The organism is Marinobacter sp., assembly GCF_048266785.1.
In the GTDB taxonomy this organism is placed as follows: domain Bacteria; phylum Pseudomonadota; class Gammaproteobacteria; order Pseudomonadales; family Oleiphilaceae; genus Marinobacter.
In genome coordinates this window covers 203,618-229,656 of sequence record NZ_JBLWYX010000005.1, presented here as the reverse complement: position 1 = coordinate 229,656, position 26,039 = coordinate 203,618, and the positions used below count along the sequence as shown (strand labels likewise).

Annotated in this window: 18 protein-coding genes; 6 read left to right on the top strand and 12 right to left on the bottom strand. The window is 54.8% G+C overall.

Going from position 1 to position 26,039, the window contains the following annotated elements; genetic code table 11:
* Nucleotides 1-95 precede the first annotated feature (95 nt).
* Together ACN0V1_RS10110 and ACN0V1_RS10105 are read left to right on the top strand one after the other, a co-directional pair.
* Nucleotides 96-929, top strand: coding sequence for a mechanosensitive ion channel family protein (locus ACN0V1_RS10110; protein WP_417544873.1), 834 nt, complete (start codon nt 96-98; stop codon nt 927-929).
* 170 nt (nt 930-1,099) lie between these two features.
* Nucleotides 1,100-1,654 carry an aminoacyl-tRNA deacylase gene (locus ACN0V1_RS10105; protein ID WP_417544872.1) on the top strand — a complete coding sequence of 185 codons (555 nt, stop codon included), beginning with the start codon at nt 1,100-1,102 and terminating at the stop codon, nt 1,652-1,654.
* An 89-nt stretch (nt 1,655-1,743) separates the two neighbouring features.
* On the opposite strand, the gene ACN0V1_RS10100 is transcribed toward ACN0V1_RS10105, so the two are convergent.
* The 4 genes from ACN0V1_RS10100 to ACN0V1_RS10085 form a co-directional block, all read right to left on the bottom strand.
* Nucleotides 1,744-11,058, bottom strand: coding sequence for a calcium-binding protein (locus ACN0V1_RS10100; protein WP_417544871.1), 9,315 nt, complete (start codon nt 11,056-11,058; stop codon nt 1,744-1,746).
* 367 nt (nt 11,059-11,425) lie between these two features.
* Nucleotides 11,426-11,977, bottom strand: a complete 552-nt coding sequence (locus ACN0V1_RS10095) for a hypothetical protein (protein WP_417544870.1) — start codon at nt 11,975-11,977, stop codon at nt 11,426-11,428.
* Between the two features lie 58 nt (nt 11,978-12,035).
* Nucleotides 12,036-13,409: an HlyD family type I secretion periplasmic adaptor subunit gene (locus ACN0V1_RS10090; protein WP_417544869.1), complete on the bottom strand. Its 1,374-nt coding sequence runs from the start codon at nt 13,407-13,409 to the stop codon at nt 12,036-12,038.
* On the bottom strand, nt 13,406-15,661 hold the full coding sequence (locus ACN0V1_RS10085) for a type I secretion system permease/ATPase (RefSeq protein ID WP_417544868.1): 2,256 nt from the start codon (nt 15,659-15,661) through the stop codon (nt 13,406-13,408). Before ACN0V1_RS10085 ends, ACN0V1_RS10090 begins: the two co-directional genes overlap by 4 nt.
* Before the next feature lie 237 nt (nt 15,662-15,898).
* Here ACN0V1_RS10085 and ACN0V1_RS10080 point away from each other — a divergent pair, with 237 nt between their 5' ends.
* On the top strand, nt 15,899-17,194 hold the full coding sequence (locus ACN0V1_RS10080; RefSeq protein ID WP_417544867.1) for an FAD-dependent monooxygenase: 1,296 nt from the start codon (nt 15,899-15,901) through the stop codon (nt 17,192-17,194).
* Nucleotides 17,195-17,258: 64 nt separating this feature from the next.
* Nucleotides 17,259-17,624: a histidine triad nucleotide-binding protein gene (locus ACN0V1_RS10075; protein ID WP_417544866.1), complete on the top strand. Its 366-nt coding sequence runs from the start codon at nt 17,259-17,261 to the stop codon at nt 17,622-17,624.
* Nucleotides 17,625-17,653: 29 nt separating this feature from the next.
* Here ACN0V1_RS10075 and phoU read toward each other — a convergent pair whose 3' ends face one another.
* The 5 genes from phoU to ACN0V1_RS10050 form a co-directional block, all read right to left on the bottom strand.
* On the bottom strand, nt 17,654-18,376 hold the full coding sequence (gene phoU / locus ACN0V1_RS10070) for a phosphate signaling complex protein PhoU (RefSeq protein WP_417544865.1): 723 nt from the start codon (nt 18,374-18,376) through the stop codon (nt 17,654-17,656).
* A 32-nt stretch (nt 18,377-18,408) separates the two neighbouring features.
* On the bottom strand, nt 18,409-19,257 hold the full coding sequence (gene pstB / locus ACN0V1_RS10065; protein WP_417544920.1) for a phosphate ABC transporter ATP-binding protein PstB: 849 nt from the start codon (nt 19,255-19,257) through the stop codon (nt 18,409-18,411).
* An 88-nt stretch (nt 19,258-19,345) separates the two neighbouring features.
* Nucleotides 19,346-20,623 (bottom strand): phosphate ABC transporter permease PstA, encoded by a 1,278-nt coding sequence (gene pstA / locus ACN0V1_RS10060; RefSeq protein WP_417544864.1) that lies wholly within the window; start codon nt 20,621-20,623, stop codon nt 19,346-19,348.
* Nucleotides 20,616-22,004 (bottom strand): phosphate ABC transporter permease subunit PstC, encoded by a 1,389-nt coding sequence (gene pstC / locus ACN0V1_RS10055; protein WP_417544863.1) that lies wholly within the window; start codon nt 22,002-22,004, stop codon nt 20,616-20,618. The genes pstA and pstC overlap by 8 nt, the downstream gene beginning before the upstream one ends.
* A 46-nt stretch (nt 22,005-22,050) precedes the next feature.
* Nucleotides 22,051-23,100, bottom strand: coding sequence for a substrate-binding domain-containing protein (locus ACN0V1_RS10050; RefSeq protein ID WP_417544862.1), 1,050 nt, complete (start codon nt 23,098-23,100; stop codon nt 22,051-22,053).
* Nucleotides 23,101-23,294: 194 nt separating this feature from the next.
* On the opposite strand from ACN0V1_RS10050, the gene ACN0V1_RS10045 reads away from it, so the two are divergent.
* Nucleotides 23,295-23,699, top strand: a complete 405-nt coding sequence (locus ACN0V1_RS10045) for an acyl-CoA thioesterase (protein ID WP_417544861.1) — start codon at nt 23,295-23,297, stop codon at nt 23,697-23,699.
* Here the strand turns inward: ACN0V1_RS10045 and ACN0V1_RS10040 are convergent, their stop codons facing one another.
* The 3 genes from ACN0V1_RS10040 to ACN0V1_RS10030 are packed head-to-tail and all read right to left on the bottom strand — an operon-like array spanning nt 23,700 to nt 25,771.
* On the bottom strand, nt 23,700-24,497 hold the full coding sequence (locus tag ACN0V1_RS10040) for an ABC transporter permease (protein WP_417544860.1): 798 nt from the start codon (nt 24,495-24,497) through the stop codon (nt 23,700-23,702). It abuts the gene before it with no gap.
* On the bottom strand, nt 24,484-25,092 hold the full coding sequence (locus ACN0V1_RS10035) for an ABC transporter ATP-binding protein (protein WP_417544859.1): 609 nt from the start codon (nt 25,090-25,092) through the stop codon (nt 24,484-24,486). The genes ACN0V1_RS10040 and ACN0V1_RS10035 overlap by 14 nt, the downstream gene beginning before the upstream one ends.
* Before the next feature lie 7 nt (nt 25,093-25,099).
* Nucleotides 25,100-25,771 (bottom strand): SDR family oxidoreductase, encoded by a 672-nt coding sequence (locus ACN0V1_RS10030; protein WP_417544858.1) that lies wholly within the window; start codon nt 25,769-25,771, stop codon nt 25,100-25,102.
* Between the two features lie 136 nt (nt 25,772-25,907).
* Between ACN0V1_RS10030 and ACN0V1_RS10025 the strand changes: the two genes are divergently transcribed.
* Entirely contained in the window at nt 25,908-26,030 is a 123-nt protein-coding gene (locus ACN0V1_RS10025; RefSeq protein ID WP_417544857.1) for a hypothetical protein, read from the top strand.
* The last annotated feature ends 9 nt before the right edge of the window (nt 26,031-26,039 follow it).

Genomic DNA, 26,039 nt, shown 5'->3' with positions numbered 1-26,039 from the left:
TGTCTGCTATACAAAGCCTTAAACACCCCCGGCCGCTCCAGAGTTATGCTGACGGCTTGATAAATAAGAAACAGAAATTAACCAAGGAACCCCTTATGGAAGACTTACTGAGCGCTGACGGGCGTGCCGCCGAATACATCGACCAAGCCATTGCGTTGGTCATGACCTACGCCCCAAAAGTTCTGCTGGCCATCATCACGCTGATTATCGGTATGTGGCTGATCAACCGCTTTGTAAGAGTGCTGGACGCAAAGCTTGGCAAGAAAGATCCGACGCTGAACAAATTCCTGTGTGGACTGATTGGCGCCGTTCTCAAGATCCTTCTGCTCATCTCTGTCGCCTCCATGGTCGGCATCGCAACCACTTCCTTTATCGCCATTATCGGTGCCGCAGGCCTGGCTGTTGGTCTTGCACTTCAGGGCAGTCTGGGGAACTTCGCGGGCGGCGTACTGATTCTGATTTTCAAGCCGTTCAAGGTGGGTGATGTTATCGAGGCTCAGGGATTCCTGGGCTCCGTAGTCGAAATCTCCATTCTCTATACCATCGTTAACACCTTTGATAACCGTCGGATCGTAATACCAAACGGTGATCTCTCCAACTCCAGCCTGACCAACCTCAGCGCCTACGACACACGTCGCTGTGACATGAAATTCGGGATCGGGTACAGCGACGACATCGACAAGGCGAAGAGCATTTGCAAACGCCTTATCGAAGAAGATGAGCGCGCCCTCAAAGATCCGGAGCCGCTGATTGTAGTGGGTGGTCTTGGTGAAAGCTCAGTTGATCTTACCGTTCGCGCCTGGACAAAATCAGGGGATCTGTGGCCGTTTTACTGGGACATGCAGGAGCGCGTAAAAAAAGCGTTTGATGCCGAAGGTATCTCCATTCCCTTTCCTCAGCGCGACGTACACATGTACAAAACCGAGTGAGGTAGCAATCCGTACCGCACAGATACAACCGGTTACTCGCAAACTCCAAAACCTCAGCTAAGCTACGAATAATGGTGGGGCAATGCGCCCCGCCAGACCGTCGCCGAAGCCGGCTGAGCTCTTGATCACCCGCTCCGGATTGCTGTCATTGCTGGTAGGAGGCCGTCACTGTGCCGATACAGCAGTTGAAAGAGTTTCTTGATGAGGCAAATGTTGAATACATGTGCCTCACTCACCCTCCCGCGTTCACCGCTCAGCAACTTGCTCACCACGTAAAAATTGCGGGTGACAAGGTCGTCAAAACCGTCATTATCGAACTGGATGGAAAAATGGCCATGCTGGTGATGCCAGCAACCTGGCGTGTTCGCTGGGAGAGCCTTTCGCGCATTCTGGACACCGACTTTGTCGACCTTGCCGACGAGCAGGAGTTTCAGGATCGCTTCCCCGACTGCGAAGTCGGTGCCATGCCGCCCTTCGGCAACCTGTTCGGCATGACCGTGTACTGCGCTGAGCCGCTAACAGAACAACCCGAACTCGCCTTTGCCGCAGGCAGCCATACCGAAACCCTGCACATGAAAACCCAGGACTTCCTGAACCTGGTTCAGCCCATGGTGCTCAATCGGGGCTTCATCAAACCCGGTGCCCGGAAGCCTGCCTGGCTGCTGAAAGGCCGTCGCCAGCAGGGAGATGCATCAGAGCATCAGGTATCTCGCGTGGCAGGTTGATAGCGCACTTATAACTGGCCGGGCTGTTTAGTGGTCAACGAATGCACGGAACAGGACAGAGCAATACATCATACCCTGTCCTGACTGTTTTACAGGCCCGGCTGCCAAGAACTGGCTATAGCCGCTTGCACCTGATTCTCCTCCTGTGGCGTAAGCGTGACTTCTCCACCTGACGGCGCACCAAATGCAGCCATAGCGGCCACTAGCTGTTCCAGCTGATTTGCGGTGATCATGGCATCGTCGGTATGGACACTATCCACTTTCTGGACGTCAGAACCATACCAATCCTGCACACGTACCTGGTCATCGCTCCCGAGAACGCTCGTGACCAGATCATCACCGTCGCGCGAGAACCACAACTGTGACTCATCAATACCTGGTTCGAAACGCAGTTGATCGTCTCCAGCTCCATTAGACAGATTATTGATCGTGTCCTGCCCATCACCGCTGGCAAAGCGATAGGTATCGTCACCCTCGCCGCCCAATAGGTAATCATTGCCCAGACCGCCTGTGATCGTGTCATCGCCGGCACCGCCATCGATAAAGTCGGCGTCGGAGGAGGCCAGAATGGTTTCTGCTACTGACGTGCCGGTGACCAGGTTGCCGAAGCTGCGCTCGTCAGGCAAGCCCTGATAGACCGGAGATCCCTGTGGGTCCGGATTAATAACCCCGAAAGCACCAAAGATCTGGCCTGACGTGAGCTGCCCACCTGACCCAAAGGTGATTTGGTCAATGGACTGATCCCCACCGGAGAAGAAGTCCCGGATAGTGACGGAATCCGATCCTCCACCGATTCCTAGCACCAGGTTGTTGCCCGACTTCATCAGCCCACTGGCGACCTGATTGAAGCTGATGTCCTCGAAATGAAGGGTGTCATCACCGCCCCCCGTATTGTCGATAACATCCTGGCCATCCCCTGTGCTGAATTGGTAAAGATCGTTGCCACGTCCGCCAATCAGCGTGTCGGCTCCCAGCTCACCTTTCAGAACATCATCGCCATTGCCGCCTTCCAGGCGGTCATCACCTCCAGCGCCGTCCAGAACGTCATTACCGTTAAAGCCCTGAATCAGGTCGGAGTCAGCGCCACCAGCCAAAGCACTATCGTCTCCAGCTGTCCCAGCAACACTCTGAGAGAATCCGGCGGACGGTGTCGGTTCTGACAGGCCAAAGGCACCGTAGATCTGGCCAGAAGTGATCTGGCCTCCAGTCTCGAATTCAATGGTTTCGACAACGGCATCTCCACCCAGGAAGAAACCCTCAAGCGTTACCTGATCAGGGCCACCATTTACCTTCAATACGAGATCGTCGCCAGATTTCATCAAGCCGGACGCAACCTGGTTAAAGGTAATGCCAGCACCAAACCTCAGTACATCACCACCACCACCTTCCCTGAGTACATCCTGGCCACCGGTGAAAATGTAGGTATCGTCTCCAACACCACCCTCGAGCCGGTCATTACCAAGGCCACCAGCGAGGGTATCGTTGCCTGCACCACCCACCAGGATATCGTCGGACGATCCGCCGGTGAGAACATCATCGCCGCCAAGTTCGGGCGTCGGGATGGTTCCAGGATCTGGATCTGGAGTACCACCGTCACCTGAGCCGTCATCAGGAGCAGGTTCATCACTGGGCAATGCCGTCAGCATGCTGGGTATGCTGCTAGCCATGATGGAGTTACCACCATCCGTTGGCTGAACATAGGTAATCGCGTGATCGCCGCCAAGGAAGTGACCAGTCACCCGCACCTGCTGTTCCAGATCACCATCAACGAGGATCACCAAGTCGTTGCCATCCTGGTGATAGCTCAAGCGGTTACGGTCAAGGCCATCCAGGAAGAACACCCCATCAGAACCGCCGCCCTGATTGTCGATAACATCCACGCCCTGGCCAGCCTTGTAATAGTAACTGTCGTTGCCAGCACCACCCATCAGAGTATCGTTGCCATCTTCGCCAACCAGTACATCATTGCCGTTGCCGCCGATCAGGACGTCATTGCCACTGCCGGAACCACTGCCATTACCACCGTAGAGTTGATCGTCTCCGGCGCCGCCTTCTAACTGGTCGTCGCCGCCCATGGCAAACAGTGTGTCATTACCAGCCAGGCCTTCCAGGAGATCCCGGCCACTGCCACCGACAAGTTGCTCACCAGAAGCAGTTCCTGTAACGACCGAATCATAATCTCCGTTAGTTTCGCCTGCGGCCACCCGCTGATTGATCTGCGACGTCGTGATCATATAGCCGCCGTCAGGCTGGACCCAGTCGATAGCATGATCACCGCCGAGGAAGTGATTCACCACACGGACACTGCCCTCGGCTCCCTCGTCGATGAGCAACACGAGATCGTCTCCATCGCGCGTGAAACTGATCCGGCCTTCGGTAGCACCTCCGGTAAACATGACACCGTCAGTACCACCATCCGCGTTGTAAATCGTATCGTGCCCCGAGCCGGCAGCGAAGACGTACATGTCATTTCCAGCACCGCCGGTGAGAGCATCGTCCCCCATGCCGCCGTTGAGCTGGTCGTCGCCAGCGCCACCGTTAACCACATCGTCTCCTGCACCGGCCTCCAGGAAGTCATCGTCAGCACCGCCGTCAAGCTGATCGTTGCCGTCACCACCAAACAGCGTATCTTCACCCACTCCGCCGAGCAGCACGTCGGCTCCTGTGCCACCCTGCAGGGTGTCGTTTCCAATGCCACCTTCCAGGATATCAGTGCCATCATGACCGACCAGGTTGTCGTCTCCGGCTCCGCCGATAAGGTGATCATCACCCTCTTCGCCATCAAGGTAATCGTTACCGGCTTCGCCATTGAGCACGTCGTTTCCAGCGCGCCCCCAAACCTGATCGTCACCATCACCGGCAAAGACCTCTTCGTTCAGGTCGCGATAACCAAGCAACGTATCCGCACCAACGGTACCAAGGGTGATAGAAGCTTCCTCAACATCCAGATCAGACCATACAGACCCGTCGGCAAATACAAAGTTGTTCACCTTGTAATGATTGGTAGGCTCCTGGAACCAATTCTTGACCAGAACTCCGTCAGTACCATTCGCATGATTGATTTGAAGGTCTTGCCCAACTCTTGTGAAGGCCAGATCTCCAGCCGAAATATTCGGGCCGAATTCCAGCGTGTCGATGGACGGCGTAATATTGCTGTACGCCTCGCCTTCAGGAGTCTCAGTCAGGGTGTCTTGTCCGTCACCCAGATTGAAACGGTAGGTATCATTGCCGTAAGAGCCAAACAGCTGATCGTTACCGATGCCGCCTTCGAGGATGTTACTGGTTTCCTGCCATGGATCGGTATTGGCGACCAGAATGTCATCGCCTGAGCCACCCAGCAGCGTATCGGATCCTTGACCACGAATCTCGTCGTTACCAGCGCCCCCATCAAGAACACCTTGGCCTTCCAGATAGTCATTTCCGTCGCCACCGGAAAGCTGGCCGGTACCGTACAGCTCATCGTTGCCGGAACCACCACTCAGGGTGTCAAGGCCGCCGTCGCCGAACAGCACATCATTGCCTTCATCACCGTTCAGTGTGTCGTCACCGCTGCCCCCGTGGAGTACATCATCACCTTCACCACCTGATAACAGATCAGCGCCCGATCCTCCAGAGAGCTCATCGGCGTCCTTACCGCCATAAAGTGCGTCAGATCCGTCGCCGCCGTGAAGCACATCTTCACCCACTTCGCCGTACAGAGTGTCATCACCCTGTTCCCCACGAAGGATATCTGCGCCGTCGCCACCGTGTAGTGTATCGCCACCGGTGCCACCGATGAGCGTATCGTTTCCAGCCCCGCCATGGATCGTATCGGCACCTTCGTACCCATAGATCTCGTCAACACCCGCGCCGCCATTAATCAACTCGTCAAAGTCGAAACCGTGAATAAGGTCGTCCGCGCTAGTGCCTTCAATCGCCTGAGCCATCAACTGATCAAAATCCCAGGTGACGCCATCAGAAAAGCCAACCGTTTCGATGCTTGTGGACTGTGTATTGCTGCTGGTGTTGGCGAATTGGTGTTCGACCAGCACCGAGTCCCCAGTAGAGGGAATAGCTATTCTGAGATGATCACCCTCCCGACGAACCACCACCTCCGAAGATGTAACGTCAACAAACTCGATCTTATCCTTCCCCTCAGTGTCGTTAATGGTGTCTAAACCATCGCCTTTACTGAATCGGTAAACATCGTCGCCGTGTCCACCACGAAGGTAATCATCACCCGTTCCACCAGAGAGCACATCTGCGCCAGAATCACCGTGTAGGTCATCCACCCCCTGGCCACCGTATAGCTCATCATTGCCATCTCCACCACGAAGTATGTCGACACCATCATCACCGTATAGCGTGTCGCCACCGGTGCCACCGGTGAGCATGTCATTACCGGCACCACCATGGATCGTATCAGCACCTTCGTACCCATAGATCTCGTCAACACCCTCACCGCCGTTAATGGTCTCATCCTGGCTAAAGCCATGAATCAGATCATCACCGTTCGTGCCCTCAACCGACTGAGCTATCAACTGATCGAAATTCCAGGTAACTCCATCGGAGAAATGCACGGTTTCGATACTGGTCGATTGGGCAACGACGCCCGTACCATCGAATTGGTTTTCAATCAGTACAGAATCGCCAGTGACGGGAATGGTTATGCGGAGGTGGTTACCGTCCCGGCGGGCCACCACTTCTGACGAGGCAACATCGACAAATTCAATTCGATCCTGACCCTCCGTATCGTAGACGCGATCTGCGCCATCGCCCTTACTGAACCGATAAACATCGTCACCTTGCTCTCCCTGGAGTCGATCATCGCCTTTACCTCCAGACAGCAAATCCGCGCCAGCACCACCATGCAAATCATCAACGCCGTTTCCACCGGCCAGGGTGTCGTCACCGGTGCCACCTTTGAGTTCATCATCGCCGCTGCCACCGTGGAGCGTATCCTGCCCGTCGCCACCGTATAGCGTATCGTTACCAGCGCCACCCTGGATTGTATCGGCACCGTCATGACCATAGATCTCGTCAGCGCCCTCACCACCATCGATGGACTCATCAAGGTCAAAACCGTGAATCAAGTCATCAGCGTCCGTGCCCTCAATGGCCTGGGCCATCAACTGATCGAAATCCCAGCTAACACCATCGGAGAAATCCACGGTTTCAATACTGGTCGATTGGACACCGACATCCGTGCCGTCGAACTGGCGTTCGATCAATACCGAATCGCCAGTGGCGGGAATGGTTATGCGAAGGTGGTTACCTTCCCGGCGAACCACCACCTCGGAAGACGCAACATCGACAAACTCAATCCGGTCCTGACCCTCTGAATCGTAGATGCGGTCAGCACCATCGCCCTTGCTAAAGCGATAAACGTCATCGCCTTGCTCTCCCTGGAGGCGATCATCGCCATCACCCCCAGACAGCAGGTCCGCGCCGGCACCACCATAAAGATTGTCGGCACTCTGGCCACCGTACAGGGTGTCAGCACCGTTACCGCCGTATAGATAGTCGCGACCCTCATCCCCTTCCAGAAGGTCGTTGCCGTCCTGGCCGTAGAGACGGTCGTCGCCATCACCACCGTTCAAAACGTCGTTACCTGCAGCACCATGTAAGGTGTCATTACCGCCAGCACCTCCCAAAGTATCTTCGCCGGCGTAGCCATACAGTTGGTCTGCACCCTCCGTGCTTTGCTGAACCAGATCTTTCACCGTGTCGATATCCCACACGGTGCCGTCGGTGAATTCGATGGTATCAAGGGCGTAACCACCGGCTCCATCGTTGTTAAAGTAACTCTGGACCGTGATCACCTCACCGGTGCTCACCACCGTCAACAGCAGATTGCTGCTTGAGCGCGTAGCTTTGATATCACTCGGATCAACACCACCCAGAAAGCGCAACACGTCGTTGCGATCCGCACCAGTGTCATAGTTGTTGATAGTGGTGTTGCCATCCCCTGTATTGAAAAGGTAGGTGTCGTTACCAGAATCACCCGACAGGTAGTCATTGGTACCAGCACCACCACGCAAGATGTCGTTGCCCGCACCCCCATAGAGACGGTCACGACCACCACCTCCATTCAGCACGTCATCGCCGGCATTGCCGTATAGGTCATCGTCGCCCGTATCGCCGTTCAAGACGTCATTGCCGTCTTGGCCGTAGAGGCGGTCATTGCCGTCACCACCACTCAGGACGTCGTCACCCGCTGCACCATAGAGGGTGTCGTTACCGCCAGCACCTCCCAAAATATCTTCGCCGGCGTAGCCATACAGTTGGTCTGCACCCTCCGTGCTTTGCTGCACAAGGTCTTTCACCGTGTCGATATCCCACACCGTACCGTCGGCGAACTCGATGGCATCAAGGGCGTAACCACCGGTGCCATCGTCATTGAAGTAACTCTGAACCGTGATCACCTCACCGGTGCTCTGCACCGTTAGCAGCAGGTTGTCGCTGGATCGCGTGGCTCGAACATCACTCGGATCAACACCACCCAGGAAGCGCAACACGTCGTTGCGCTCCGCACCGGTATCGTAGTTGTTGATGGTGGTGTTGCCATCTCCTACATCGAACAAGTAAGTGTCACTGCCAGCATCGCCTGACAGGTAGTCGTTGGTGCCCGCGCCACCCCGCAACGTGTCGTTGCCCGCGCCACCATAAAGGTAATCACGACCGTCACCGCCATTGAGCAGGTCATCGCCGGCGTTACCGTACAGGTAGTCATCGCCTGCATCGCCGTTCACTATGTCGTCACCATCTTGACCGTAGACTCGATCGTTGCCTTCGCCGCCACTCAAGACATCGTCACCCGCCGCGCCATAGAGGGTGTCGTTACCGCCCGCTCCGCTCAAAGTGTCTGCGCCAGCGTAGCCATACAGTTGATCCGCACCCTCTGTACTCTGCTGAACCAGCCCTTTCACCGTGCCGAGGCCCCATAAGGTACCATCAGCAAACTCAATGGCATCAAGCGCGTAACCACCGACGCCATCGTTGTTAAAGTAACTCTGGACCGTAATCACCTCACCGGTGCTCAACACCGTCAACAGCAAGTTGCTGCTGGAGCGGGTGGCTTTGACATCACTCGGATCAACACCACCCAGGAAACGCAAAACGTCGTTGCGCTCCGCGCCGGTGTCGTAGTTGTTGATCGTGGTGTTGCCATCCCCTAACTCGAACAGATAGGTGTCACTGCCAGCATCGCCCGCCAGGTAGTCGTTGGCACCCGCGCCACCGCGCAAGGTGTCGTTGCCCGTGCCTCCATAGAGATGGTCACGACCATCACCACCGTTCAATACATCATTGCCGTCTTGGCCATAAAGTTGATCATTGCCAGCGTCGCCAGTGAGAATATCTTCTCCGTCCCCGCCGTAGACGCGGTCATCGCCATCTCCGCCGCGCAGATCGTCATTTCCCGCCTGCCCCTCGATACGATCGTTACCGCCATATCCGTTTAAGGAATCCTCAGCTTCAGAACCCAATAGATGGTCGTCTCCAGCACGAACGACAGTTAACATAGAGTCACGAGCAACTGGTGACAAACTTTCTGCTTGTATCTCAAGAGCAGCGACGAAATTGTCATGCATTGAACCTGTGTAGGGACTAATGCCACCCACAACTTCAATAAAGTCAGCTAGCTCCCAGGAAGCACCGGCACCGTCAATCGTAAAACGACTGCCGAAATAGGCGCTGACTACAGAAAAATCGCCCTTCCACACACCACCTTCCTCAACAAAGGATAGCATGCTACCAAGCCCGCTGGCATGGCTGCCCGCCATGAGCTGGGAATAAATAGAACTCTCAAGTCCGATGTAGACCTGTTTCAATAGTTGCGCGTATCTGCCGCTGGGATTTTCCTGCAGCGCGGGCTGGCCCCAGAACGTTTCTAGGATGCCGACATGCTGTCCATCGACATAGCTACCACGACTGGAGGGAGCAATGTCTTCCTGGCGTGCCCACAACACCAAGATATCTCCGACCAAGGCCTTGCGATTGGCAGCGTTTTGTTCGCTGACAAACGCTTCCACCCGCACCTTGAGCTCTCCACTGACATCCAAAGCCATCGCCTGATGCAGGCTGTAGGCATTACCGAAGCCCACCGCGTTCGGCAATCCGGAGATGTCATCCGGAATAGCTATGCCTTCACCACTGTGGATTTCGACAGGCACAGTGTTTTGGCGATCCGAATCGAACCATAGGGTGTTGGTTAAACCCGAGGTGCCATCACCGAATGTAAAACTACTTTCTTCGCGATGCTCGACGTTGTTATTGTCTATGAACTGATTTATGTCGTAATTAACGTCGATAGACGCGATATTCAGATCTGCAAGTGCCTTTAATTCCTCAGCACTGGCCACGCCATCACTGTTTGCGTCCTGCCAAACTCGCAAATCGCCAAAAATAGCGTCGTCACTGGTGATTTGACCATCCTCGTTTTCGTCGAACTCAGCCAGCGCTTCATAACCGTTTTCAGCGTATTCCCCTAAGGCGAGCAGCGTTTCGGTACCAAACAGTTCTGAGCCACCGTCGATCTGATTGTTTTGATTGCGATCCAACACCAAAAAACCGTCGCTCGGCGCAACCCAACTGGTTTGCTCAGCGAAGCCACTGTTGTCCAGGTCAAAGAACACACCTTGATCTCGGGCCAACGTCTCCACGGCACCATCCCCGTTTAAATCCAACGCCAATGGATCTCGTCGCGGCACCGGCGGTGTGGGCGGTGGTGGAGGTGGTGGTAAGAGTGCCGGATCAACGGGCTCTAATTCAGTTGGCAATGCTGGTAAACTTTCAAACTTTTCAATGGTTCCATCTGCGTTATGTATTTCACCCGATCCGTCTGGGAAAACATATGTGGTGGAATCGTCTGCCGCTGAGTATTGGATCTTAGAGCCGTCTGGAAACAGAATGAGGCTATCGCCGCTCTCGGTAATGATCGACGATTCACCATCAGCACCGTAAAATATGCGGTCGCCATTTTGTCGAACAATCTCCCGACCAGTGTCTGTTACGGTTACTATTTCGCCGTCCTTACCTTCGTAACGAAAGGCATCTCCTGGTGAATCACCCGAAATTACCAAAACCGGCTCGCCGTCGCTGTCTAATTTTGGCTCCGGGAGTTTTCCGGATAGCGGATCTGTTCCACCGAACACACGGTCATAGATCAACCCGGCTAAGTTTTCCCCTTTTCTTGAAGAGAAGATGCCCGCGGCAGCTATTAAGCCGACACTTGTAGCGATAGCGATTGGACCAGCGGCAACGAGAAATGGCGTCATAGCGTATGCCAACATAGCAGAAATGCCAGATCCAGCTATGATATTGCCGGTCACCTCGGATACTCTACGCCAATCCCCTGCCAAAGCAGCGGACGTGCCATCGACGAAAGCAATGCTGTTACCCAACGGGGCAGCAATCTTCGTCATACCGATAAGCGCCCCGCGGGTGTTACTCGCAAATGTATCCCAGCTACCTACTCTGCTATCCATAAGCCCATTTGCTAAACCATCAGATCTGTCAGCCGCATCTTTCCAGGCTTTTGCCGCTGAGGCACTTCCAGCGGCTATTGCCTTTTGATTAAATCTTAACGCCATATCGCGTAAGTCACGAAAACCAGCATCAATGGCAAGTCTCTTTAGTTGCTGCTCAGTAAGCGATACGCCTTCCGGCGCCGTCTTAGCCATCTCATTTAACAGTGTTGTATAAATTGACGCAGCTTCGTTGGCTTTTTGGATATACTCGTTCGCATCTGATGCAAGTTCTTTAGAGTTATAACTAGACATAAATATTCCCTTATTTATTTTGAATTATATAAAAACGCTGGAGCATTGTCTTCCAGCACAGCAAGTTTATGGTAAGACTTAAAACAAACATAAAAACACCAAAAGATATTAAAAGAGGAAAATACAATTCCGAATTAATCATCATCTTCATTGCCCGGCCGTACGGACCAACAAAACTAGCATCAGAATTATCCGAAAAGAAAAAATCACAAGGCACAAGAATAAAAAGGTGTGACACGACAAACATTTTCCAAAATTCTGATCCGAATGAAATCTGAATCATTCCACTACAAACAACGGCAATCAATAAAGGTATAACCATAACCAATGTAAAAATCACAACCATCTGCCCTCTAACCCCCAAATGACTGCGATTTTCGATGGTTTCTAGTAACCCAAAAATTGGGCGAAGGCTATCAATTATTTCTTTAAAGAAAACAAAATTATCGGCAGCGCGTTCTGGAACAATTACAAGAAAAAGAAATAATAGAAAGCTATAAATGAATACGGCCCCACCAATTATTTCTACGGTTTTTGGGCGAACACTGTACGCATTTGTCATAAGACCACCTAAAGAATTAAAATTAACATTGGCCAAAAAAAATAAAATTTGTTAAAGCTTAGCGTTCAACCAAACTCTCTGACTTATAACGCAACAATGGAGACAAAAAGAACTCAATCACACGCCGCTGCCCTGTCTTTACCTCAGCCGTCACCGTCATGCCGGGCGAAAGATTAATCAACTTGTCGTTAATGGTTAGCTCTGATTTCACGGGTGTGAGTCGGGCCTTGTAAACCAGCCCAAGCTTCTCGTCCTGAATTGCATCGTTTGAAAGATCAGACAGCTCGGCGTCAATCACGCCGTACTTGGTAAAGTTAAAAGTATCCACCTTGATTTCGGCTGACTGGCCCGGGTGGATGAAGCCGATGTCTTTGTTCAGGAACATGGCCTCGACCATCACGCCACCGCCTTTCGGAACAATTTTCATCAGCTCTTGTGCGGGTGTAACAACGCCGCCAATGGTGGTTACCGCCAGTTCCTGAACCGTGCCGTCGATGGGCGCCGTCAACAGGTAGTTGCTGCTGCGCTGTTCGGCCTTTGATAACTCTTCCCGCAAAATCGCGTCCTGCACGGTCAGTTCCTGAAGTTCTTGAAGCGCGTTCTTGAACCGCTCGGATATCAACATGTCTCGTCTTGATTCATTGGCTGCAATGCTGGCGTTTAGCTGGTTGACTCGCGCCAGCTGAACAAACACGTTTTGCTGAGCTTCGATTTGCTCCTGTTTTACTTCGAGAAACTCCATACGGGAGCCGGTGCCCTCTCTTTGAAGCTGATCGTAAACGGCGGCTCTTTCATTAAGCACTTCCGCCAGTTGCTGGTTTTTTTTAACCTCGGCCTGGATCATTTGCTGTTCTGCTTTCAACCGGTTGGATTCTTGCCGGATATTCCGGACATTTGCCTTCATCTCCCTTACCTCCTGGTGCAGGAGTGACTGATGAGCACCAAGGTAGGGGATGAGCTCCGAGTTCTCGGAAACAAGAGATAGATCAGATTCGCCAGGGCTCTCAAACCACTCGGCCAGAGCGGTCAATCTGAGGCGCTTAAGTGCAGTTCCACGCCACTCCTCCCTGAACCTGCGGACGTCTGCTTGCGTGATGCTGGTATTCAGGGTGATGAGTGGCTCGCCAGCTTTCACGCTTTGGCCGTCCTGAACGTGGATCAGCTCGATGACCGCTGTTTCAATCGGCTGTATTACCTTTACCCGCTCACTGGGGACAACTTTTCCCTGCGCGACCGCAACAATGTCAATTTTGCCGAAGGTGGCCCACAAAACAGCGATAACGAACAGCAACACAATGGCGTAAAGAATCACACGCCCAACCGGTGACGCAGGCGTTTTCTCGATTTCGATGGCTGCTGGCATGAACTCGTAGATATCACGCTCTGACAGAACACTTTTGGCTTTGCGCTTCGGCTCTTTCTGGTCCTTCATGTCAGCCTCACTCCCTGAACTTTTTCGGGGCCATAGGCAAACCCGAGCTTTTTCTCGGCATGCTCGTCTTGGGGCTGAGGTTCGTTGCTGGGGGATTGAGGCTGGCGTGTCTTGATCGGAATGGACGTATTCTGGTAGTCAGAAAGCCTTGAATAGTAGCCTCTGCAGGCGATCAACTCGTCGTGGGGACCGTTCTCGACAATATCCCCGCCCTCGACAACAACGATCCGGTCGGCATGGCGAACCGTGGTCAGCCGGTGAGCAATGATAAAGACCGTGCGCCCCTCACACATGGCCCGCATATTTTCCTGTATCACCCGCTCAGACTCGTAGTCCAGCGCACTCGTTGCTTCATCGAAAATCAGAATACGAGGGTTGGTAATCAGGGCGCGGGCTATGGCTATCCGTTGGCGCTGGCCCCCGGACAGGCTGGCACCCTGCTCGCCGACCTGAGTGTCGTAACCTTCTGGCAGTTCAACGATAAAATCGTGGGCTCCGGAGAGCTTTGCGGCTCTTACAACCTCCTCCACCGGGAGGCTTGGATCCACAAACGCAATGTTGTCTTTGACGGAGCCATTAAACAGCCGGTTTTCCTGAAGCACCACACCCACCTGCCTGCGCAGCCAGGCAGGTTCCATTTGGGCGAGATCAATGCCATCAATCAGCACTCGACCTGATTCTGGCAAATACAGCCTTTGGACCAGCTTGGTCAGCGTGCTTTTACCCGAGCCGGAGCGGCCGACGATACCTACTATTTCACCCGCGCTCACGTTTAGCGACAGCTGCTGCAGAACCAAGGGAGCGCTGGGGTTATAGCGAAAGCTGATGTTGTCAAAGCGAACATTGCCCTCGATTCGCGGCAGTGTGGTGCGGTTTGGGTTGTGCCCGGGTTCTGCGGGGGTATTGAGAATATCACCCAATCGTTTGATCGAGATGCCAGCCTGCTGAAAATCCTGCCAAAGCTGCACCAGCTTCAGAATCGGCCCGCTGATACGGCCAGCAATCATGTTGAACGCGATGAGCTGGCCGATGCTCATCTCATTCGCCATCACCAGTGAAGCGCCAATCCACAGGATTAGAACGGTGACGATCTTGTTTATGAACTGCGCTGCCTGGTTTGCAATATTGCCCAGGTTGGTCGCCTTGAACGATGCGGCGACATAGGCAGCCAGATTTTCTTCCCAGCGGCGCTGCATTTGCGGCTCAACAGCCATCGCTTTGACCGTTTCAATCCCATACATGGACTCAGTGAGAAAAGCCTGGTTTTCTGCACCGCGTTTGAATTGCTCATCAAGCCTTCTGCGGAGAACTGGCGTGATGCTGATTGAGAGAACGATGTAGAAAGGAATCGAGCCCAGCACAACCCAGGTCAATGTCGGGCTGTAGAAGTGAAGAACAGCGAAAAAGACAAACGTAAAGAACAGGTCGATCACCAGCGTAAGCGCGGAACTGGTGATGAAATTCCGGATAGTGTCCAGCTCCCGAACCCGGGCGACGGTATTGCCGACTTGCCTGTTCATAAAGTACGAGATGGGCAAGTGGGTCAGGTGATGGAACAGCTTTGAGCCAAGGGTGACGTCAACGCGGTTGGTGGTGTGGGTAAAAACGTAATTCCTAAGTCCGTTCAGTAGAACGTCAAATATCGAGATAACAATCAAGCCAAAGGCCAGCACATCGAGCGTAGTAAGGCCTTTGTGAACCAGCACCTTATCAATCATCACCTGGAAAAACAGGGGTGTGATTAGCGCAAAGAGCTGAATGAAAAAAGAAGCGATGATGACGTCACGAAGGAGGTGTTTGTACTTGAGAATGGCGGGGATAAACCAGCTGATATCGAACTTGTCGCTGCCTCCCGGCAGGAGACTCCGCTTGGAAACAAGAATGAGGCCCCCGCTCCATCGCTCCAGGAACTGGTCTTTGGTTAATGTCTCTGGCGCTTTGGCCAAGGGGTCCTGAATCAGAACTTCGTCATCCGACGCCTTTGCGAGCACGACATAGCCGCCGTCGGTCGTTTCGGCAATCGCGGGAAGACTGATTGAACTGAGTTTTTCCCAGCGCGCGTTCAGCGCTCTGGCTTTGAGCTTGAGGTGTCGGGCAGCCCGGAGGATTTCCGACTTTTGGAAAGGATTCTCATGCGTTCCGAAGTGGTGACGGAGCTGACTGGAATCGGCTGCGACCTGATGATACCGCGCCAACATGACGAGCACAGCAAGGCCGGTATCCACCTTCCCTGATGGTTGATTATTCTGCATTCCCGTCCCTGTTTATAAGCCTTAACTATTTTAAGCGTAGCAGTCGATTGTTACCGGTGGGACAATTTTTGAGTATTAAAATTTGAAAATGTGTTTGATATCACAATTCAGCGATCCAACTTATTAGCGGAGATCACGGGATACCGGCGACGGTGTCGGAAAGGAAGATCTCTGCCTCCGGCCGCTTGTCTGATCCTTGCCATCGCGTAAACTGTGGGTATCAGACAGGAATCCGATATGACTCAAGCTTTTGATATTGTGATTGTCGGCGCCGGCATGGTCGGCGCCGCACTTGCCACCGGCCTCGGACGGGAGGGCTTCAGTGTCGCGATGGTTGATCGCGCCCCTGCGCCCAAATTCGACCCGGGCTCGGCCCCCGATATTCGCGTATCAGCCCTGAGCGCAGGCAGCGAGCGTTACCTGCAGAGTCTGGGCTCCTGGGATCACATCCTCAACATGCGCGCAACGCCCTATCGCCGACTCGCAGTGTGGGACGAAACCCGACACCCCCTGAGCAACCTGCTGCCGAAAACGTCAAACCAGGTGGTGTTCGATGCCGCCGGGCTGAACACCTCTCACCTTGGTCATATTGTCGAAAACTCAGTAACCCAGCACGGCCTTTGGCATGCGGCGGAAGCAGAATCCTCGGTTACCATACTGGCCGGCAATGGCGTCACTGGCATTAATCAGACAGGTGAGCAGGCCAGAGTTGCGCTTGAGAGCGGTGAGGAACTGACCGCCACGCTGGTTATTGGCGCCGACGGTGCGCAGTCGCGGGTGCGGGACATGGCCGGCATCGGCGTTACCAGGAACCAGTACGGCCAACAGGCCATGGTTATTTCCGTGCGTTACCAGGGGCCGGTGCAAGACATCACCTGGCAAGGATTTTATCCATCTGGCCCCAGAGCCTTCCTGCCGTTATACAGCGCAGGTTCAGATCACCCGGGAGAAAGCCGCGCTTCGCTGGTGTGGTACGACTCGCCAGAAGAAATCACCCGCCTGAAAAGTTTGAGCAGTGACGCACTAATGGCGAAGGCGCAGCAGTGTTTTCCGACAGAACTACCGCAGCTTACCCACATTGAAGGCCGCGCCAGCTTTCCTATAGCCCGCCAGCACGCGAAGCACTACTCGGCAGGTCGCATTGTACTTGTGGGTGACGCCGCCCATACCATTAACCCCCTGGCGGGACAGGGCGTAAACCTTGGCTTTCAGGATGCACAGTGCCTGCAAAGTATTCTGAAAGAGGCAAGGCGGGCAGGCAAAGATCTGGCCGAAGCCTCAGTACTGGCCAGCTATGAACAACAGCGGCGGCCGGCAAACCGGCGCATGATGTTTGCCATGGACGCCTTCTACCATCTGTTCAGCAACCGGATTCCACCGATCCACCTGCTCCGGAACATCGGCCTGGGCACAGCCCGCGCCCTACCCTTTGCCCGTAACCGCGTGGCAAGCTATGCCATGGGAATCGACGATGAGCTGCCGGCTTTCATCAGGCAGTTAGCAGCCCGGCTGCCTGGTCTGAGCCAGACTTAAGTGTCTGAACAGCAATGATCAGCGAGCAACAATAAAGAGCAACCAGAGATAAAAGGAAGCCAAAATGTCCGAAACCATTTTCACCAAAATCATCAACCGCGAAATCCCGGCGGATATCGTTTATGAAGACGATATCAGTCTGGCTTTTCGCGATATCAATCCCCAGGCGCCGGTGCACTTGCTGATCATCCCGAAAAAAATGATCGCGACCATTAATGACATCGAAGAGATGGATCGCGAGCTGGTTGGCCACCTTTACTGGGTAGCGGCCAAGCTCGCAAAAGAGATGGGCTTTGCAGACGACGGCTACCGCACCGTGATGAACTGCGGCGAAAACTCCGGCCAGACTGTGTTCCACATTCACCTTCACCTGCTGGCTGGCAAGCCGTTCGGTTGGCCGCCTTATACCGACAAAATGAAGCAGGGCTGAGGTAGCCCGGCGCATGGGTAAAGTGGGGCTTAACGTCCCACAACCCGCTCCGCTTCTTCCATCGGTGTGTGGCGGACGTCTTCACCTTTGACCATGAAGATCACGTTCTCTGCAATGTTGCAGGCGTGATCGCCTACCCGCTCCAGCGCCCGCAAAACCCACATCACCGACATACAGCGGGGGATATTACGGGGATCTTCCATCATGAAGGTAAGCAGCGTGCGGGCGGCAGCCTGATATTCCTCATCCACCCGTTTGTCTTCCTTCATTACTCGCAGAGCCTGTTCGGAATCCAGCCTCGCAAAGGCATCCAGCGAGTCGTGGAGCATGCCCATCACATGGGCGCCGATATTGCGCACTTCCACATAGCCCTGGGGCGCCTGTCCTTCCTCGGTGAGCTTGATCGCAAACTTGGCAATTTTTTTGGCTTCGTCGCCCACCCGTTCCAGATCCGCCACCATCCGAATTACCGAAATCACCAGCCGCAGGTCCCGGGCGGTGGGCTGGCGACGGGCGATGATGAGCATGGCTTCCTCATCAATATCCATCTCCATCCGGTCTACCATCTTGTCTTTGGCCCGGATTTCTTCTGCCAAATACCCATCCCCGTCAATTAACGCCCTCACGGCACTGTCGATCTGGGTTTCCACCAGGCCGCCCATTTTCAGGAAACGGGTTTTCAGGGCCAGAAGCTCATCGTTGAATCGGTTAGAAATGTGATCTCCGTATACGTCGTCTTTTTTCGCAGCCATCGTGTTTCTCTCCCCTGTTCTTTGCACCCGGATCAGCCAAAACGACCGGTAATGTAGGATTCCGTCAGTTCATGTTCCGGCATGGTAAATACCTTGCTCGTGTCGTTTACTTCCACAAGATGCCCCAGGTGGAAGTAGGCGGTGCGGTTGGAAACCCGCGCGGCCTGCTGCATCGAGTGGGTCACGATCACAATGGTGTAACTCTCGGACAGCTCGGCAATCAGCTCCTCAATCCGCGCTGTCGCAATGGGATCCAACGCCGAACAAGGCTCATCCATCAGCACCACTTCCGGGCTGACGGCAATGGCCCTTGCGATACACAGCCGCTGTTGCTGGCCGCCAGACATGCCGGTGGCCATGGCATCAAGGCGATCCTTGGCCTCGTTCCACAGGCCCGCCTTGCGCAGGCTGTTTTCCACAATATCGTCCAGATCCGACTTGCGGTTGGCCAGGCCATGAATACGAGGGCCGTAGGCAACGTTATCGTAGATGGATTTCGGGAACGGGTTGGGCTTCTGGAATACCATGCCCACACGGGCGCGCAGCTCCACCACGTCACGCTTGGGGTCATAAATATCCTGCCCATCCAGTTGCAGCGAACCTTTAATCCGACAGCTATCAATGCTGTCGTTCATCCGGTTCAGGCAGCGCAAAAAGGTTGATTTGCCACATCCCGAAGGCCCGATAAACGCAATAACCTCGTTGCGGACGATATCCAGGCTGATGTTTTTGATGGCCGGAGTTTCACCGTAAAACACTTCCACATTCCGCAGCTGGAATTTGGGATCATCCGAAAACGGAATACCGACGGTTTTGCCTTCTTCAATCACCGTATCTGCCGGGCGCTCAATCGGAGCTTTTTTCGGGTCTGCTTCAGGCATATCTGACTCTTTGATGGCTGTTGGATTCATGGTGCTGGAGATAGTGCCAATAGTAGTGCTGGAAATAGTGCTCATAAATGTTGCCTCTTTACCAACGGCGCTCAAGACGCTTGCGCAGCCAGATGGCGAACGCATTCATGGTGATCAGGAAGGCGAGCAATACCATAATGCCGGCTGAAGCAAGCTCTACGAAGCCCTGCTCAGCACTGCCAGCCCAGATGAAAATCTGCACAGGTAATACGGTGGCTGAACTGAAGAACCCGTCTGGAATCTCGACAATGAAGGCCACCATGCCAATCAGCAACAAAGGCGCAGTTTCGCCCAGAGCCTGCGCCATGCCGATAATGGAACCGGTCAGCATACCGGGCATGGCCAGGGGCAACACGTGATGCAGTACCACCTGCATTTTTGAAGCGCCTATACCCTCTGCAGCCTCGCGGATCGACGGCGGCACACTCTTGATCGCCGCACGGCTTGAGATAATGATGGTGGGCAGTGTCATCAGCGCCAGCACCAGGCCACCCACTACCGGCACCGACCGGGGCATACCGAACAGGCCGATAAACACCGCCAGCCCGAGCAACCCAAAGATGATGGAGGGCACCGCAGCAAGGTTGTTGATGTTGACCTCAATAAAGTCCGTAAGGCGGTTACTGGGCGCAAACTCCTCAAGATAAACCGCCGCGGCTACACCCACCGGGAAGGCGATGACCAGGGTGATGCCCATGGTCAGCAAAGAGCCGACCAAAGCGCCGAGAATGCCGGCGTTAGAAGGCTCCCGGGAGTCGCCACTGGTGAAAAACACATCGTTAAACCCGGTATTGATCACGCCTTTACTGAGTAGCTCATCCGTCCAACGCTGCTGCTGTTCTGTCAGGCGTATGGAGTACCCGGGGTCGCCCTCATGCTTTACGTAAACCGACACAGTATCGTGGGCCGGAAACTCAATGGTGCGAGTGCTGCCCAGCCAATCCGGATTCTCCGTCAGCAGATCACGCACCTGATTGCTGGCGTAGCTGCCTGTCATCCGGCTGAGCTCACGCTTATCCGCCCGGCTCGTAGCCTGTGGGAAATACCCTTGCAAGGCCTTGATGATAGGCGCCTGAAAGTCCGCCATGGCGACCTGCTCCGGATCCGAGGCGTCGTTCAGGTACATCAGGTCCCCATCCAGGTGCACCTCAAGGGTAACCGTGGTTTTAATGAAGCCTGTGTACCCCTTGCTGACAATGTCGGTAAACAGGATCACCAGCGAGAACAACGCAATCGAAATAGCGGCTATGCCATAAAAGCGGAAGCGACGTTCCTTGCGATAGCGACGCTTGAGTGAGCGGCGGACAAGCTCCGCCTGTGAGCCTGGGTTAGTCATATTGTTCCCTGTATTTACGCACAACTTTCAATGCGATCACGTTCAGCAGCAGCGTTACGATGAAGAGCATCATGCCCAGTGCGAATGCAGCCAGCGTCTTGGCGCTGTCGAATTCCTGGTCACCAGTGAGCAGGGTGACAATCTGTACCGTTACGGTGGTCACCGAATCCAGAGGATTGGCGGTCAGGTTTGCAGCCAGGCCGGCGGCCATAACCACAATCATGGTTTCGCCAATTGCCCGGGATGCCGCGAGCAGGATGCCGCCCATAATGCCGGGCAGCGCCGCCGGGAAAATCACGTTCTTCATGGTTTCAGACTGGGTGGCGCCCAGCGCCAGGGAGCCATCCCGAAGGGTGCGCGGAACCGCGTTGATCACGTCGTCCGACAGCGATGACACAAACGGGATGATCATGATACCCATCACCAGCCCCGCCGCCAGCGCACTCTGGGACGAGGCCTCAAGGCCAAGCATAAGAGCCAGATCACGGATGAACGGCGCTACGGTGAGCGCTGCAAAAAAGCCATAAACCACGGTGGGCACGCCCGCCAGCATTTCCAGCAGGGGTTTGACCACCGCGCGAACCGGCCGGCTGGCGTACTCGGAAAGGTACACGGCCGACAACAGGCCAACCGGTACAGCAATCAGCAGGGCAATGGCGGAAATCATCAGAGTGCCGGTAAATAACGGAATAATGCCGAACGCGCCCTCAGAACCTACCTGATCCGCCCGCAGTGCGGTTTGCGGGCTCCAACTGGTGCCAAACAGAAACTCGCTCATCGGCACTTTGCCAAAGAAGCGGACAGTTTCAAAAATAACCGAGAAAACGATGCCGATCGTCGTAAGTATTGCAACGGCAGCACATACAAAAAACAGGCGCTGCAGCGTACGCTCCACGCTCTTGCGGGCGTTGATGTGCGGTGCAACCCGTGTCCAGGCATAGGTACCGCCAAGAACGGCAATCAGAACCACCAGAAGCGTCTTGAAGCGGCTGCTTTGCTCGCGCAGCTCTTGCAGCAAAGCCGCTGCACCAGATATGCCATCCGGAACCATGGCAGGATCCAGTTTGCCGGCGGCCAGATTGCTGATCTGGGAAAGCGTCAGGCTGGCGCGTCCTTCCGATTGCGGGGCAAGCTCTGGGGGCAAGGAGGCCATCACCATGTCCTGAATGACCTTACCCTCAAACGCCGCCCAAGCTCCCAGAATAATCAGCGCCGGGAGCGCACACCAGAGTGCGGCTCTGGCGGCATAGTAAACCGGCAGAGCCTTGAGATTGCGGATGCCCCCCAGCGGCACTGCCACAGCTCGGGAGCGCATATAAGCGAACCCGTAAGCCACCGTGGCAAGCACCAAAACCAGGGGCAATAAATCAGCTGTCTGCATTATCATCTCCTCGGTTCATTGCCCCTGCGCCTTACCCGTTCGGGTGCTAAAGCTCATCGCCCGTCATTGGCTTGAGTTCCTTGACGGCTTTCGCCACTTGCATCCGCACATTACGGGGATTAGGGATCAGCCCTACATCCACGAGATAGCCGTTGTCGCCCCAGGCGCCCTCAGTGGTGAATTCCTGTGCATACTCCGCTATGCCCGGAACCACACCAACGTGGGCATTCTTGATGTAGAAAAACAGGGAGCGAGCTACTGGGTATTCTTCATCGGCGATGGTGTCTGGCGTTGGCTCCACACCATTAATGGTCGAGGCTTGGATTTCACCACTGTTTTCCATCAGGAAGCTGTAACCGAAGATGCCCAGAGTATCCTTGTCCTGAGCAAGACGTTGAACGATCAAATTATCGTTTTCGCCGGCCTCAACGAACGCGCCGTCTTCACGCATATTGTGGCAAACACCGCGCATTTCTTTCTTTTCCATCGCTTTGATGAAATCAAACGTCTTACAACCCCCTTCCATCGCAATTTCTACGAAGGCGTCACGGGTGCCAGAAGTGGGAGGTGGCCCCATCACACTGATTTCTTTGTTCGGCAAGCTGGCGTCGATATCGCTCCACTTTTCGTAAGGGTTAGCGACCAGCTTGTCACCGCCTTTGGGATCCGGAACGTCCTTGGCCAGAGCCAGAAACACCTGACGCAGGCTCAGGTTCATCTGGTCCGCTTCCCTGGAGTTAGCAATGACAATGCCATCTGCGCCGATTTTCACTTCGGTGATGGCTTTTACACCATTGCGCTGGCACATTTCAAACTCGCTGGATTTCATCCGGCGGGAGGCGTTAGTTATGTCCGGGTGCTGGGTACCAATACCCGCACAGAACAACTTGAAACCGCCGCCAGAGCCCGTTGATTCCAGCTTGGGCGTGGGGAAATCGGTATTTCGGCCGAAGCGCTCTGCAACAACCGTTGCGAAGGGGTAAACCGTTGAAGAGCCCACAACGTTTACGGTGTCACGAGCCAGGGCCGGGGCGGAAACCAGAGATAACCCGCCAGTTAATGCAGCGATAGCAAAAGCTTTATTCGGTTTAATCACGTTGAATCTCCGTCAGTCACTTATGTTGTGTACAGCACCGGTTTACTGATGAGTGAAGACTAGAGTTTTTGTGTGACAGCTTTATTACACCTTTTGAAATAGTGAGCAGAAGCCGCAAATAAACTTGCAGCGGTGTGACAGGTCGTTACCATGCTAAGAAAATAATTCCAGAGATTTATAAAAAGGCAATCTTCATGACGGCGTACGATGACGACAAACCCAAACCCCACGGCGACCTGATCCTTCAGATTGTTCCTCTGCCCCAAGACACCAATGCGAATGGTGATGTGTTCGCAGGCTGGCTAGTCAAGCAGATGGATATCGCTGCAGCTACGATGGCCGGCCGTATTTCCTTGGGCCGCAACGCTACCGTGGCCATGGATGGGATGGAGTTTCTCTCACCTCTGCGGGTTGGATCACAGGTCGGCTGTTACTGCGAGCTGGTAGACATCGGCCGCAGCTCCATGAAAATCCATGTGGAAGTGTGGACTCTTGACCGTACGGCCAAAAACCCACGCAAGGTAACCGAAGGCCGGTTCGTATACGTGGCCATTGATGAGCACGGGCGTATTCGGGAAGTGCCGGAGCAACATCAATAATCAGGATTTTGTCAGCCGGTCCAGCCGCAGTCGCTCGCGCTCGTCGGACAGGCGGCGTCCACCCCAGGATACCGCCATCAGGGCACCAAAACCGGTGCCGGCGGTAATGATCAGCATCACCAGAATCTGGTATTTCACCGCCACCGCCGGCGGGCTACCGGCCAGAATCTGACCAGTCATCATGCCGGGAAGGCTGACAATACCCGCCGCCGCCATGGCATTGATCGACGGCATCATGCCGCTGCGCATGGCCTCCCGGCGAATGTCTTCCAGAGCTTGCTGCCAGGTTTGTCCCAGCATCAACCGGTTTTCAATCACCGCACGCTGCCGCCAGACGGACTCATTCAACCGGTCCAGAGCCAGACTGACACCGGTCATGGTATTACCCAACATCATGCCCAATAGGGGGATGGCGTATTGCGGGGCATACCAGGGTTCCGGGCCGATCACCACCGTCAAGGCCAGCACCGTGACCGTAAAGGACGATACAAACATGGCCCCGGTGCCGATGCCGAAGGCCCACCAGCCTCGAAGCCGCCTGCTCTGGCGAGCGACCACTTCCCGGCCTGCCACCAGCAGCATGATCACGGCCAGCAGGGCAATCCAATAAAACGCAGAAGACGCAAACAAGGCTTCCAGCACCAGCCCGATCAGGGCCAGTTGGATCACCGTCCTTATGGCGGCAATCAACAGGCTGCGGGTGATACCAAGCCGGCTCAAATGGCCCGTCGCCGCCAGAGCCAGCACCAGCAAGGCCGCCAGCCCGAGCTTCCACCAGGCCAGATCAATCACTTCCATGAACAGGCTCCAGTCGGGCTCCGTGAATACGGTAATGGGCGTTGGCCACACGTTGAATCTGGGCCGGGTCATGGGCCACCCATAGGGTAGCGAGCTGCCGCCGCCGGATTTCTTCGAGCAGCCAGGTTTCAATGGCTCTCGTGGCCTCGCCATCGAGGTTGGCAGTAGGCTCGTCCAATAACAACGCCTGAGGTTGCAACGCAAGAGCCCGCCATAGCGCCAGCCTCTGCCGCTCCCCGGAAGACAACCGACTGACCGACCAAGCCATCACCTCAGGTGGAAACCCCAGTGCCTCGGGCACGTTTTCACCGGCCTTATAGGGAAAGTGAGTACCCACGTCATCAAACCACCACTGGCTGTCCGCCGGCACCATAATAACCCGGCTTCGCCACTGGTGTGCGGGCATATCCAGTTGGTCGGCGCCATTGTGGGAAATCGCGCCACCGTGGGGTTCCAGGTCGGCTACAGCTCGTAGCAAGCGGCTCTTGCCACTGCCGGAGGGGCCAGACAAGCAAACTACCTGCCCGCCGGGCACCGCCAGTGACACGTCACTCAGGGCGCCAACGCTGACATTTTCCAGCAAAAGGCCGGTCAAAAGCGGCTCACCACGGCAATGCCTCACCGTTGCTGTGCCAGAAGGAGCCGGTATTCTCCATACTCAGTTGGGTAATGCGTTCCGCCAGTCCCCGGGCGGACTCTTCCGGGGTGATCAGGCCGCCAAAGTTCACCATGCGGGTCTTAACATAACCAGGGTGTAGCTGAGCCACGGCAATCCCCTCGGGTTTCAAGTCCATCGCCATGGATTTACCGAAAGCATTCAATGCCGCCTTGGAGGCGCGATAGCCGTATCGACCCCCGGAATCGTTATCCGCGATGGAGCCCATACGGCTGGTGATATTGGCGATCTTGCTGCCCGGTCTCATCAACGGGATGAGTGCCTGGGCCACACGCAGCGGTGCGTAGGCGTTGATTTCCATCTGAGTGCGGATGGAATCGAAATCGATGCTACCCAACTGCTCATCCTGCAACAGACCGGCATTGTTAATCAGCAGGCCGATGTCTTTGCCCATCAGTCCGGCCTTCAGTTTTGCAACGCCCTCATTGGTGGTGACATCTACCCCTTCGATTACTTGCGCGGCCACGCTTGCCAGTTCTTCGGACGATTGCCGACACACGCCAATCACTTCATGCCCTTTACCGGCATAATGGCGGGCAAGCTCCAGACCTATGCCGCGATTGGCACCGGTGATTACGACTACGTTGGTCTCCGACATAAGAAACACCTCCATTCTGATCTGTCTCATCGCTCAATTGGATGATCTCCGCCTGTTGGCAAGGTCGCCCGTATCTGTAATGGTGACACCATAGCGTTCAATCTGGCCAGAACGCGACAACAGAGACCCGAAACCCATGAACTTCAGGCAGTTAATCGCATTGGCGCCAGGCTTTGCTTCCGACGACTGCGAGCTCAGATATCGCAACAGCGGCTATCTCCAGGTTGAAGAGGGTGCCGGTCTGGTGCTGCGCTTCTGACGCATTCCC

What these genes read in the sequence shown, in the direction of transcription:
- ACN0V1_RS10045 (WP_417544861.1), top strand. Translation starts at nt 23,295, where the DNA reads ATGACGGCGTACGATGACGACAAACCCAAACCCCACGGCGACCTGATC.
- pstB (WP_417544920.1), bottom strand. Translation starts at nt 19,257, where the DNA reads ATGCCTGAAGCAGACCCGAAAAAAGCTCCGATTGAGCGCCCGGCAGAT.
- ACN0V1_RS10080 (WP_417544867.1), top strand. Translation starts at nt 15,899, where the DNA reads ATGACTCAAGCTTTTGATATTGTGATTGTCGGCGCCGGCATGGTCGGC.
- ACN0V1_RS10090 (WP_417544869.1), bottom strand. Translation starts at nt 13,409, where the DNA reads ATGAAGGACCAGAAAGAGCCGAAGCGCAAAGCCAAAAGTGTTCTGTCA.
- ACN0V1_RS10040 (WP_417544860.1), bottom strand. Translation starts at nt 24,497, where the DNA reads ATGGAAGTGATTGATCTGGCCTGGTGGAAGCTCGGGCTGGCGGCCTTG.
- pstC (WP_417544863.1), bottom strand. Translation starts at nt 22,004, where the DNA reads ATGCAGACAGCTGATTTATTGCCCCTGGTTTTGGTGCTTGCCACGGTG.
- ACN0V1_RS10110 (WP_417544873.1), top strand. Translation starts at nt 96, where the DNA reads ATGGAAGACTTACTGAGCGCTGACGGGCGTGCCGCCGAATACATCGAC.
- ACN0V1_RS10095 (WP_417544870.1), bottom strand. Translation starts at nt 11,977, where the DNA reads ATGACAAATGCGTACAGTGTTCGCCCAAAAACCGTAGAAATAATTGGT.
- ACN0V1_RS10030 (WP_417544858.1), bottom strand. Translation starts at nt 25,771, where the DNA reads ATGTCGGAGACCAACGTAGTCGTAATCACCGGTGCCAATCGCGGCATA.
- ACN0V1_RS10075 (WP_417544866.1), top strand. Translation starts at nt 17,259, where the DNA reads ATGTCCGAAACCATTTTCACCAAAATCATCAACCGCGAAATCCCGGCG.
- phoU (WP_417544865.1), bottom strand. Translation starts at nt 18,376, where the DNA reads ATGGCTGCGAAAAAAGACGACGTATACGGAGATCACATTTCTAACCGA.
- pstA (WP_417544864.1), bottom strand. Translation starts at nt 20,623, where the DNA reads ATGACTAACCCAGGCTCACAGGCGGAGCTTGTCCGCCGCTCACTCAAG.
- ACN0V1_RS10085 (WP_417544868.1), bottom strand. Translation starts at nt 15,661, where the DNA reads ATGCAGAATAATCAACCATCAGGGAAGGTGGATACCGGCCTTGCTGTG.
- ACN0V1_RS10100 (WP_417544871.1), bottom strand. Translation starts at nt 11,058, where the DNA reads ATGACGAAGATTGCTGCCCCGTTGGGTAACAGCATTGCTTTCGTCGAT.
- ACN0V1_RS10025 (WP_417544857.1), top strand. Translation starts at nt 25,908, where the DNA reads ATGAACTTCAGGCAGTTAATCGCATTGGCGCCAGGCTTTGCTTCCGAC.